This is a genomic window from Lacticaseibacillus camelliae DSM 22697 = JCM 13995, assembly GCF_001311195.1.
Classification (GTDB): domain Bacteria; phylum Bacillota; class Bacilli; order Lactobacillales; family Lactobacillaceae; genus Lacticaseibacillus; species Lacticaseibacillus camelliae.
Window position 1 is genome coordinate 1 of record NZ_BBAJ01000071.1, and the last position, 11672, is coordinate 11672.

General features: G+C 55.5%; 1 protein-coding gene, 8 tRNA genes and 3 pseudogenes. All 12 read left to right on the top strand.

The window, feature by feature from the left end:
• The 12 genes and pseudogenes from JCM13995_RS10790 to rpoC all read left to right on the top strand — a co-directional run bounded on the left by JCM13995_RS10790 (position 1) and on the right by rpoC (position 11428).
• Positions 1-73 (top strand) — tRNA-Lys (locus JCM13995_RS10790).
• 21 nt (positions 74-94) lie between these two features.
• Positions 95-177 (top strand) — tRNA-Leu (locus JCM13995_RS10795).
• A gap of 4 nt (positions 178-181) precedes the next feature.
• Positions 182-254: transfer RNA gene (locus JCM13995_RS10800), tRNA-Thr, on the top strand.
• Between the two features lie 12 nt (positions 255-266).
• Positions 267-338: transfer RNA gene (locus JCM13995_RS10805), tRNA-Gly, on the top strand.
• A 10-nt stretch (positions 339-348) separates the two neighbouring features.
• Positions 349-434 (top strand) — tRNA-Leu (locus JCM13995_RS10810).
• Between the two features lie 11 nt (positions 435-445).
• A tRNA-Arg gene (locus tag JCM13995_RS10815) sits at positions 446-519 on the top strand.
• Positions 520-545: 26 nt separating this feature from the next.
• Positions 546-617, top strand: a tRNA-Gly gene (locus JCM13995_RS10820).
• A 4-nt stretch (positions 618-621) separates the two neighbouring features.
• Positions 622-695, top strand: a tRNA-Pro gene (locus tag JCM13995_RS10825).
• Positions 696-852: 157 nt separating this feature from the next.
• On the top strand, positions 853-1320 hold the full coding sequence (locus JCM13995_RS10830) for a CtsR family transcriptional regulator (RefSeq protein WP_054665528.1): 468 nt from the start codon (positions 853-855) through the stop codon (positions 1318-1320).
• Positions 1321-1384: 64 nt separating this feature from the next.
• A pseudogene (locus JCM13995_RS10835) lies at positions 1385-3887 on the top strand (ATP-dependent Clp protease ATP-binding subunit).
• A 266-nt stretch (positions 3888-4153) separates the two neighbouring features.
• Positions 4154-7745: pseudogene (gene rpoB / locus JCM13995_RS10840) on the top strand (DNA-directed RNA polymerase subunit beta).
• Positions 7746-7757: 12 nt separating this feature from the next.
• Positions 7758-11428: pseudogene (rpoC, locus tag JCM13995_RS10845) on the top strand (DNA-directed RNA polymerase subunit beta').
• Positions 11429-11672 lie beyond the last annotated feature (244 nt).

Sequence of the window (11672 nt, forward strand, 5' to 3'; positions counted from 1 at the left end):
GAGCCGTTAGCTCAGTTGGTAGAGCATCTGACTTTTAATCAGAGGGTCGACAGTTCGAGCCTGTCACGGCTCATTTCCATTAGTTTCTTCATCTGCGGGTGTGGCGGAACTGGCAGACGCGCTAGATTTAGGTTCTAGTGGTTAATTACCGTGGGGGTTCGAGTCCCTTCACCCGCATTACGCCGACTTAGCTCAGCTGGCAGAGCACCTGTCTTGTAAACAGGGGGTCGGAGGTTCGAACCCTCTAGTCGGCATCTTACCAGTTTGCGGAAGTAGTTCAGTGGTAGAACGCCACCTTGCCATGGTGGAGGTCGCGGGTTCGAATCCCGTCTTCCGCTTTCACGAGCTGCCGGGATGGCGAAACTGGTAGACGCACAGGACTTAAAATCCTGCGGTAAGTGATTACCGTGTCGGTTCGAACCCGACTCTCGGCATTGCATCATATGCACCCATAGCGCAATTGGATAGAGTGTCTGACTACGAATCAGAAGGTTGTAGGTTCGACTCCTACTGGGTGCATTCCGGTTTTTCCGGAGTGACACATTGCGGAAGTAGTTCAGTGGTAGAACGCCACCTTGCCATGGTGGAGGTCGCGGGTTCGAATCCCGTCTTCCGCTTCATCGGGAAATAGCTCAGCTTGGTAGAGCACTACGTTCGGGACGTAGGGGTCGCAAGTTCGAATCTTGTTTTCCCGATCAAGAGCTGATGTCTTTGGACATCAGCTTTTTTTGTGCCTCATTTTTGCGGTTGGGCGGCGCGCAGTTGGTGATCTAGGTGAAGAGTGCTGGTATTTTTCCCCAGAATCAGTATAATTAAGGTCAAGATTAGTCAAAGTCAAAAAGGGTGAAGCGAATGCAAGGACAGAATATTTCCGATGTGATCGAACACTATTTAAAGGCCATGCTCGATTCATCTCGGCAGGTCGAGATCAGTCGTGCGGAGATCGCCCAGCACTTCAATTGCGTGCCGTCGCAAATCAATTACGTGATCAAAACCCGGTTCACCCCGCAGCGCGGCTACGTGGTTGAAAGCAAGCGCGGCGGCGGTGGGTATATTCGCATACTCAAGGTCCACTTGCGCGATGACCAGGATCTGATCTCGCTCATGGCCGAGAATATTCCCCAGGCGCTCCGGGAGCGGGATGGCCAAGCACTGATCCAGCAGCTGTACGACGCCGCTCTGATCGATCGTCAGGCGGGTAATATGATGCTCGCGGTGCTGAGTCACCAGACCCTGAACATGGGGGATCGAGAGGCCGAAGATGAGCTTCGATCACGACTGCTACTTGCTTTTCTCGACAGTTTGCGGTATGAAAGATAGAACCCAATTAATTTGTTTTTAATGTTTGCTGAGCAAATATGACGTTATAAAAGGGAGCGTGCTTATGGACAACTTATTTACCCCGAGTGCAAAAAAATGTACTGATGATTGCACAGGAACAAGCCAAGTACTTCCACCACCATGCTGTGGGTACGGAGCACTTGCTCATGGCGCTCGTGATGGAACAGGAAGGCATTGCCGGCAAGACCCTGCGTCAGCTCGGCATTTCCGAACAGGATATTCATGATGAAATTGAGCGCTTCACTGGCTATGGGACAGTCGACGAGGGTAGCCAAAGCAAGGATGCCTACCTCCCATACTCACCGAAGGGTAAGGAGATTCTCAGTTATGCGGGCGATGAGGCCAAGCGGCTGGGCGCGCTGAAAATCGGTACTGAACACATCTTGTTAGGCCTGCTTCGCGAGGATGACATTCTGGCAGCCCGCATTTTGCAGGATCTTGATTTGAGTCTGTCTAAGACCCGTCAGTTGGTCCTGAAAAAATGGGGATTTCCGACGCGGCGGCGAAGCATCGCGGCGCTGCTGGTGCCCAGCGCGGTGGCCGGCCAGCCAGCCAAGGGACCCCAACGTGGATGGTTTGGCGCGCGACTTGACCCAGTTGGCGCGTGAAAATCGGATGGATCCGGTTGTCGGCCGGGACAAGGAAGTGCGCCGACTAATCCAGATTTTGGCGCGGCGCACGAAGAACAATCCGGTCCTGATTGGTGAACCCGGCGTTGGTAAAACGGCCATCGCCGAGGGCTTTGCCGAGAAGATTGTCGCGGGGGAAGTGCCTGACGACATGAAAAATAAGCGCTTGATGGCGCTGGACATGGGTTCTTTGGTTGCAGGCACCAAGTACCGCGGCGAGTTTGAAGACCGCCTCAAAAAGGTGATCGACGAAATCTACCAAGACGGGAACGTCATTTTGTTCGTGGACGAACTTCACACCTTGATTGGTGCCGGTGGCGCTGAAGGGGCAATTGATGCCAGCAACATCCTGAAGCCGTCCCTGGCGCGTGGCGAGTTGCAGCTGATTGGTGCGACGACCCTGGACGAGTACCAGAAGTACATTGAAAAGGACGCAGCGCTGGAGCGGCGGTTTGCCACAATCACCGTTGAGGAGCCGAGCGAGGCGGAGGCCGAAGAGATTCTTAAGGGATTGCGGCCGCGCTATGAGGCGCACCACGGGGTCACCATCACTGATGAGGCACTCCATGAGGCAGTCTCTCTGTCGAGTCGTTATATTTCTGGGCGCTTTCTGCCTGATAAGGCTATTGACCTGATGGATGAAAGTGCGGCCAAGGTGCGGCTGGACGAGGCTGATCGGCCGACGAAAGCGGACAAACTGCAAAAGCAGCTGAAAGAAACCGTCAAAGCCAAGATGATGCGATTATGCACCAGGACTTTGAAACGGCGGCAACAATTCGGGAAAAGGAACAGAAGCTGCGGACCAAGATTGACGCGGCGCCTGAACCGGTCGATGCCAACGGCGTGCGGACCGATGTGAAGGTCGGCCCGGAAGACGTTGCGGAAGTGGTTTCGCAGTGGACCGGGGTGCCCGTGACCCAGTTGCAGAAGAAGGAATCCGAACGGTTGATCAACCTTGAAAAGGTGCTGCACGAGCGTGTGGTTGGGCAAGACGAGGCGGTTTCAGCCGTTGCTCGAGCGATTCGCCGGGCCCGCAGTGGGTTGAAGGACCCAACGCGGCCAATTGGTTCGTTCATGTTCCTGGGGCCTACCGGGGTCGGCAAGACTGAGCTGGCCAAGGCACTGGCCGAGGCGATGTTTGGGTCTGAAGACGCCATGATTCGGGTCGACATGTCTGAGTACATGGAAAAGTACAGCACGAGTCGGCTGATTGGTGCGGCACCGGGGTATGTTGGTTACGATGAGGGCGGTCAGTTGACCGAACAGGTTCGCAACAAGCCTTACTCGGTTGTGCTGCTTGATGAAGTGGAAAAGGCCCATCCCGATGTCTTCAACATCCTGCTGCAGGTCTTGGATGACGGCTTCCTGACCGACTCAAAGGGTCGCCGCGTCGACTTCCGTAACACCATTTTGATCATGACGTCCAACATTGGGGCCACCTCGCTTCGTGATGACAAGGCGGTTGGGTTTGGCAAAGGAAGTCCGACTCAAGACTTCAAGTCGATGCAGTCGCGGATGCTGGAAGAGTTGAAGAAGGCGTTCCGGCCAGAGTTCCTGAACCGAATCGATGAAACTGTTGTGTTCCACAGTTTGACGGAAAAAGAGCTGCATGAAATCGTGAAGATCATGACCAAGCAGGTCCTGCATCGCCTGAGTGATCAGGACATCACGGTCAAGATCACAGCGGCAGGGATCAATGCGGTCGCGAAGGCCGGCTTTGATCCTGAGTATGGTGCCCGCCCAATTCGCCGGGCTTTGCAGCGTGACGTTGAAGATCAGCTCTCTGAACTCCTGCTGACTGGTCAGGCCGGTGCGGGCGACACGATAACGATTGGGGCGCGCAAAGGCAAGCTGACTTTTCACATTAAGAAGGGGCAGCAGCCGGTGCAGGCCAAGAAAGAGCCCGTTCACGCCTAGCTCCAGTCCAGCTGGTGGCATTGACAAACATTCCTAGGCGAGGTATCATTAGTGCAATTGCATTTCGGCTAGGACATCAGTTGCGGCGATCTATTGTCCGTCGCAACACATAAAAACGTAAAAGTAGTTTGGGTGCCAAGCGCCTCCTGCTTTTCGTTTTTTTTGCTCAAAACGTCCGCTAACCACCGACTGTATTCTTAATTTAACAATCGTTACATTAAATTTACAATCAAGATGGCCGAAAAATCCAATGAGGGGTGAATAATTTGGCAGGACACTTAGTGAATTACGGCAAACACCGCACTCGCCGTTCCTATTCCCGCATTAAAGAAGTTCTCGATCTGCCTAACTTGATCGAGATTCAGACCAACTCCTATCAATGGTTCCTCGACGAAGGCCTCAAGGAAATGTTCGATGACATCATGCCAATCGAAGATTTCCAGGGCAAATTGTCGCTTGAATATGTTGATTACCAGTTGCTTGAACCGAAATATACCGTTGATGAAGCGCGTCAGCATGACGCCAACTATTCCGCACCACTGCACGTCACCTTGCGCTTGACGAACCACGAAACTGGCGAAATCAAGAGCCAAGACGTATTCTTTGGCGACTTTCCGCTGATGACCAAGCAGGGCACGTTTATTATTAACGGTGCTGAACGGGTCATCGTTTCGCAGTTGGTTCGTAGCCCTGGTGTTTATTACAACAGCGCGACCGACAAGAACTCGCGTGTCACCTACGGGGCGACGGTGATTCCTAACCGTGGCGCCTGGCTTGAATACGAAACCGACGCCAAGGATCTGGCGTATGTGCGAATCGATCGCACCCGTAAGATCCCAATGACGGAACTGGTGCGCGCACTGGGCTTTGGCGCTGACCAGGATATCCTCGATATCTTTGGCGACAACGACTCCCTGATGCTGACACTGGAAAAGGATGTTCATAAGAACACCGACGATTCGCGTACTGACGAGTCGTTGAAAGATATATATGAACGGCTACGCCCAGGCGAGCCGAAGACTGCCGATTCTTCACGGTCCTTGCTGTACGCCCGCTTCTTTGATCCGAAGCGCTACGACATGGCCTTTGTTGGCCGCTACAAGGTCAATAAGAAGCTGAGCCTGAAGACCCGGCTGCTTGGCCAGACCCTGGCGGAAACGCTGGCTGATCCGGACACCGGTGAAGTCATCGCGCAAAAGGGCGACAAAATCGACCGCCATGTGATGGATACGTTGGGCGGGTACTTGGACCGTGACGATTTCAAGACCGTCACCTACCAGCCTTCCGACCAAGGGGTCGTCACCGATCCAATGACCGTGCAGGTCGTCAAGGTCTTTTCTAAGGTCAACCCTGAAAAAGAGGTCAAGTTAATCGGCAACGGTCACATCGACCCCAAGGCTAAGCACTTGATGCCAGCCGACGTCATTGCGTCGATGAACTACTTCCTGAACCTGCAGGAAGGCATTGGCTCAACTGACGACATCGATCACTTGGGCAACCGGCGGATCCGTTCCGTGGGTGAGCTGCTGCAGAACCAGTTCCGCATTGGCTTGTCGCGGATGGAACGGGTCGTTCGCGAGCGGATGTCCATTCAAGACGCCGCGACGGTCACGCCGCAGCAGTTGATCAACATCCGGCCAGTGGTTGCTTCGGTCAAGGAATTCTTTGGCAGTTCGCAACTGTCTCAGTTCATGGACCAAACGAACCCACTGGGCGAGCTGACGCATAAGCGCCGCCTGTCCGCCCTTGGGCCTGGTGGTTTGACGCGTGACCGTGCCGGCTATGAAGTGCGTGACGTGCACTACACGCATTACGGCCGCATGTGCCCAATTGAAACGCCTGAAGGCCCGAACATCGCTGATCAATAGTCTGGCGTCTTACGCGGTGGTCAACAAGTACGGGTTCATCGAGACCCCTTACCGCCGTGTGTCCTGGGATACGCATAAGGTCACGGACAAAATCGACTACCTGACTGCTGACGAGGAAGATAACTATGTTGTCGCCCAAGCCAACGCCAAGCTGAACGACGACGGCTCGTTTGCCGAAGACGCGATCCTGGCGCGGTCCAAGGATGTCAACATTGAAACCACCGCTGACCACATCGACTACATGGACGTTTCGCCTAAGCAAGTTGTCGCGGTTGCGACGGCCTGCATTCCGTTCTTGGAAAACGATGACTCGAACCGTGCGCTGATGGGTGCCAACATGCAGCGTCAGGCCGTGCCGTTGATCAACCCGCACGCGCCACTCATTGGGACCGGGATGGAATACAAGGCTGCCCATGACTCTGGGATCGCCGTGCTTGCTGAGCACGCCGGCACCGTTGAGTACGTGGATGCCAAGGTCATCAAGGTCCGTCGCGAAGACGGTGCTCAAGATACTTACAAACTCATGAAGTTCCAGCGTTCGAACGCCGGCAAGAACTACAACCAGCGGCCGATCGTGCGCCTGGGTGACAAGGTCGACGAAGACGAGATCATCGCCGACGGCCCAGCTATGGAAAACGGGGAACTGGCTTTGGGCCAGAACCCAGTCATCGCCTTCATGACTTGGAACATGTACAACTACGAAGACGCGATCGTGCTGTCCGAGAAGTTGGTCAAGGATGATGCCTACACCTCGATCCACATTGAGGAGTACGAATCCGAAGCCCGCGACACCAAGCTTGGGCCTGAAGAAATCACGCGTGAAATCCCGAACGTCGGCGAAGACGCCCTGAAGGACCTCGATGAATTCGGGATCGTTCGCATCGGGGCCGAAGTGCGCGACGGCGACATTCTGGTCGGCAAAGTCACGCCTAAAGGGGTCACTGAACTTTCCGCTGAGGAACGGCTGCTGCACGCCATTTTCGGTGAAAAGGCGCGTGAAGTGCGTGACACCTCACTGCGGGTTCCTCATGGCGGCGGCGGTATCATTCAAGACGTCCGCATCTTCACCCGCGAGGCGGGCGATGAGCTGTCCCCTGGTGTGAACATGATGGTCCGCGTCTACATCACGCAGAAGCGGAAGATTCAGGTCGGTGACAAGATGTCTGGTCGTCACGGGAACAAAGGGACTGTTTCGGTCGTTGTGCCTGAAGAGGACATGCCGTACTTGCCAGATGGCACGCCGGTCGATATTCTGCTGTCACCAATGGGTGTGCCTTCCCGTATGAACATCGGGCAGGTGCTCGAACTCCACTTGGGGATGGCGGCGCGCAACTTGGGTATTCACATTGCCAGTCCAGTCTTTGACGGGGCGAACGATGACGACCTGTGGGCAACCGTCAAGGAAGCCGGCATGGCGTCAGACGGCAAGTCCATCCTGTACGATGGCCGCACCGGTGAGCCGTTTGAAAACCGGGTCTCGGTCGGCGTCATGTACTACCTGAAGTTGGCCCACATGGTTGACGATAAGATCCATGCCCGTTCCATTGGGCCTTACTCCTTGGTTACGCAGCAGCCACTGGGCGGCAAAGCCCAGTTTGGTGGCCAGCGGTTCGGGGAAATGGAAGTTTGGGCTCTTGAAGCTTACGGGGCTGCTTACACCCTGCAGGAGATCCTGACTTACAAGTCCGATGACGTGGTGGGCCGGGTCAAGACCTACGAAGCCATTGTTAAGGGCGAGCAGATCCCGCAGCCTGGTGTGCCGGAGTCATTCCGGGTGCTGGTCAAGGAACTGCAAGCGCTGGGTCTGGACATGAAGGTCCTCGATCAGGACAAGAACGAAATTGAGCTGCGTGATATGGACGACGACGATGACGATGTTGTCTCAGTCGATGCCCTCGCCAAGTTTGCGCAGGAGCAAGAAGAGAAGAAGGCCAAGGACGCCGCAAACGCTGCGACCGACCAGCCGACTTCCGGCGAAACTAAGAAATAGGAGGTTAGCCCTTTGATTGATGTCAACAAGTTTGAAAGTATGCAAATCGGCTTAGCCTCGCCTGACAAAATCCGCAGTTGGTCGTACGGGGAAGTTAAAAAACCCGAAACCATCAACTACCGGACGCTGAAGCCAGAGCGGGATGGGCTGTTTGATGAACGCATCTTCGGGCCAACCAAAGACTGGGAATGTGCCTGCGGGAAGTACAAGCGGATCCGGTATAAGGGAATCGTTTGCGACCGGTGTGGTGTCGAGGTGACACGCTCTAAAGTGCGTCGTGAACGGATGGGCCACATTGAACTGGCCGCTCCGGTTTCCCACATTTGGTACTTCAAGGGCATCCCAAGCCGGATGGGTCTGGTTTTGGACATGTCCCCACGGGCCCTTGAAGAAGTAATCTACTTTGCGTCTTACGTTGTGATCGACCCCGGCGACACACCGCTTGAAAAAAAAGCAGTTGCTGTCTGAGCGTGATTACCGCGAAAAGCGCGACGAGTACGGCGCGACCTTTGACGCTAAAATGGGCGCCGAAGCCGTCAAGGAACTCCTGCAGAAAGTCGACCTCCCGAAGGAAGTTGCTGAACTGAAGGAAGACCTGAAGTCGGCTCAGGGCCAAAAGCGGACCCGTGCGATCCGCCGGTTGGACATTCTGGATGCCTTCTTGGAATCCGGTAATGACCCGGCCTGGATGGTCATGGACACGATCCCGGTCATCCCACCGGATCTGCGGCCAATGGTCCAGCTGGAAGGCGGACGCTTTGCGACCTCCGACCTGAATGACTTGTACCGGCGGGTGATCAACCGTAACAACCGGTTGAAGCGCCTGCTTGACCTGAACGCGCCGAACATCATCGTGCAGAACGAAAAGCGCATGCTGCAGGAAGCCGTTGACGCTTTGATCGATAACGGGCGGCGCGGCCGTCCTGTCACCGGTCCTGGCAATCGCCCACTGAAGTCTTTGAGCCACATGCTGAAAGGCAAGCAGGGCCGGTTCCGTCAGAACCTGCTGGGCAAGCGTGTTGATTACTCCGGCCGTTCGGTCATCGATGTTATGCCGACCCTGAAGTTCTACCAGTGCGGGCTGCCTCGCTCGATGGCGCTTGAGTTGTTCAAGCCGTTTGTGATGCATGAGCTGGTTGCGCGCAACCTGGCCTCTAACATCAAAAACGCTCGGCGCAAGATTGATCGCGAAGACGATGACATCTGGGATGTTGTTGAAGACGTGATCAAGGAGCGGCCGGTTCTGTTGAACCGCGCGCCAACGCTGCACCGGTTGGGGATCCAGGCGTTCGAGCCCGTCTTAGTTGACGGCAAGTCGATCCGTCTGCACCCGTTGGTCTGCGAAGCTTACAACGCCGACTTTGACGGGGATCAGATGGCGGTGCATGTCCCATTGTCAGACGAAGCACAGGCGGAAGCCCGCATGCTGATGCTGGCGGCGCACCACATTCTGGCGCCTCGTGACGGCAAGCCAATTGTTACCCCGTCTCAGGATATCGTTTTGGGTAACTACTACCTGACCATGGAGCAAAAGGGTCGCGAAGGCGAAGGCATGATCTTTAAGGACACCAATGAAGTGCTGATGGCCTTGCAAAATGGTTATGTTCACCTTCACAGTCGGATCGGGCTGGCGGTTTCGTCACTGCCGAAGAAGCCTTTTACTGACGAGCAGCGTCACCAGATCATGGTGACCTCTGTCGGCCGCGTGATCTTCAACCAGATCATGCCGGAGGACTTCCCGTTCCTGAACGTTGCCACGCAGGACAACATCGTTAACGGTGTGCCCGACAAGTACTTCCTGAAGCCTGGGCAGGATATTCACGCCTACCTGCGCGATGCCCCAATTGAGGAGCCGTTCAAGAAGAGCTTCCTGTCCGACATCATTGCGGAAGTGTTCAAGGACTACAAAGTGCAGCGGACCTCTGATCTGCTGGATGACATGAAGACCTTGGGTTACACGCAGTCCACCAATTCAGGGCTGACCGTCGGGGTTGCCGACGTGCCAGAGCTGAAGGAAAAGCCTGAAATTGTTGATGCGGCCCACAAAAAGGTTGCGACGGTTTCTAAGCAGTTCCGGCGTGGGCTCATCACCGATCAGGAGCGTCATGACCGGGTCATCCAGATTTGGAACGACGCCAAGGACGAGATTCAGCAAAAGCTGGTCGAGGCCTTTGACCCGAATAACCCAATCTCAATGATGAGTGATTCTGGTGCCCGTGGTAACATTTCGAACTTTACTCAGCTTGCCGGGATGCGTGGTCTGATGGCCGCGCCTAACGGTGGGATGATGGAAGTGCCCGTGCTGTCGAACTTCCGTGAAGGTCTATCTGTCATGGAAATGTTCATGTCCACTCATGGTGCCCGTAAAGGGATGACCGATACCGCGCTGAAGACCGCCGACTCAGGTTACTTGACTCGCCGGCTGGTCGATGTTGCCCAGGATGTCATTGTTCGTGAAGAGGACTGTGGGACCGACCGTGGCCTGGTCGTTTCGGCGATCAAGGAAGGCAACGAAATGATCGAACCGCTGTACGACCGCTTGGTTGGTCGTTACGCGGCGAAGTCAGTCGCCGACCCGAAGTCTGGCGATGTGATCGTCAAGAAGAACGAAATGATCGACGAGGACAAGGCTCAGGCCATTGTCGATGCCGGCATTGAGCACGTGACGATTCGCTCCATTTTCACCTGCAACACCCGTCATGGGGTTTGCCAAAAGTGCTACGGCCGTAACCTTGCCACTGGCGAGCAGGTCGAAGTCGGTGAAGCGGTTGGGACCGTTGCTGCGCAGTCGATCGGCGAACCTGGTACTCAGCTGACCATGCGTAACTTCCATACCGGCGGTGTTGCCGGCGGCGAAGATATTACGCAAGGGCTGCCTCGTGTTCAGGAAATCTTCGAAGCACGCAATCCTAAAGGGCTTGCTGTTATCTCTGAGGTTGACGGGACCGTTTCTGCCATCGATGAAAATCCGGCGGAACACACTCGTGAAATCACCGTGGAAGGCAAGACCGACACCCGGACGTACAGCGTGCCTTACGCATCGTCCGTCGCCGTTGCAGAAGGCGACCACGTTGATCGTGGTGGCCGTCTGACCGGTGGGTCGATCGACCCGAAGGAACTGATCAAGGTTCAAGACGTCCTGACAACGGAAAACTACCTGCTGGCTGAAGTCCAGAAGGTTTACCGGATGCAGGGGGTTGAAATTGGTGATAAGCATATCGAAGTCATGGTTCGCCAGATGCTTCGGAAGATCCGGGTCATGGATCCGGGCGACACCGACATTTTGCCAGGGACGCTGCTTGATATCGCCGACTTCAAGGACCGCAACCAGAAGACGCTGATCTCCGGCGGCATTCCTGCCACCGGGGCGCCCAGTGCTCCTTGGGATCACCAAGGCGTCACTGGAAACGAACTCCTTCCTGTCCGCGGCTTCCTTCCAGGAAACCACCCGTGTCCTCACCGACGCGTCGATCCGCGGCAAGAACGATCCGCTGATCGGGCTGAAGGAAAATGTCATCATCGGCAAGATCATCCCGGCTGGTACTGGGATGGCTACTTACCGGCACATGGAGCCAAAGACCGTTGGCACTGTCTCCAACAGCGTCTACTCGATCTCTGACCTTGAGGCTAAGATGAAGGCTGAAGACGCCGCAAAGACGGATTCGCCTGACTCAGACAAGTAATTCACCACGAAGGACCACTGCAAGCCTGCTTGCGGTGGCCCTTTTTGCGTGTTATTGCCAGCCGCTTTGCATAAGAGCCAGCAGCAGGTAGGCAATCTGGAGATGAAACAGCAGTGGCACCGTGCGTGGTGCCAGGCGTAATGGGCCAGGCCGCTGAGGCATGCGATCAGGACGAGCAGCAGGCTGTGATCCAGCGGCAGGCCGAACGCCAAGACACTGATCGCGAAGACGTCGGCGCTGCCCA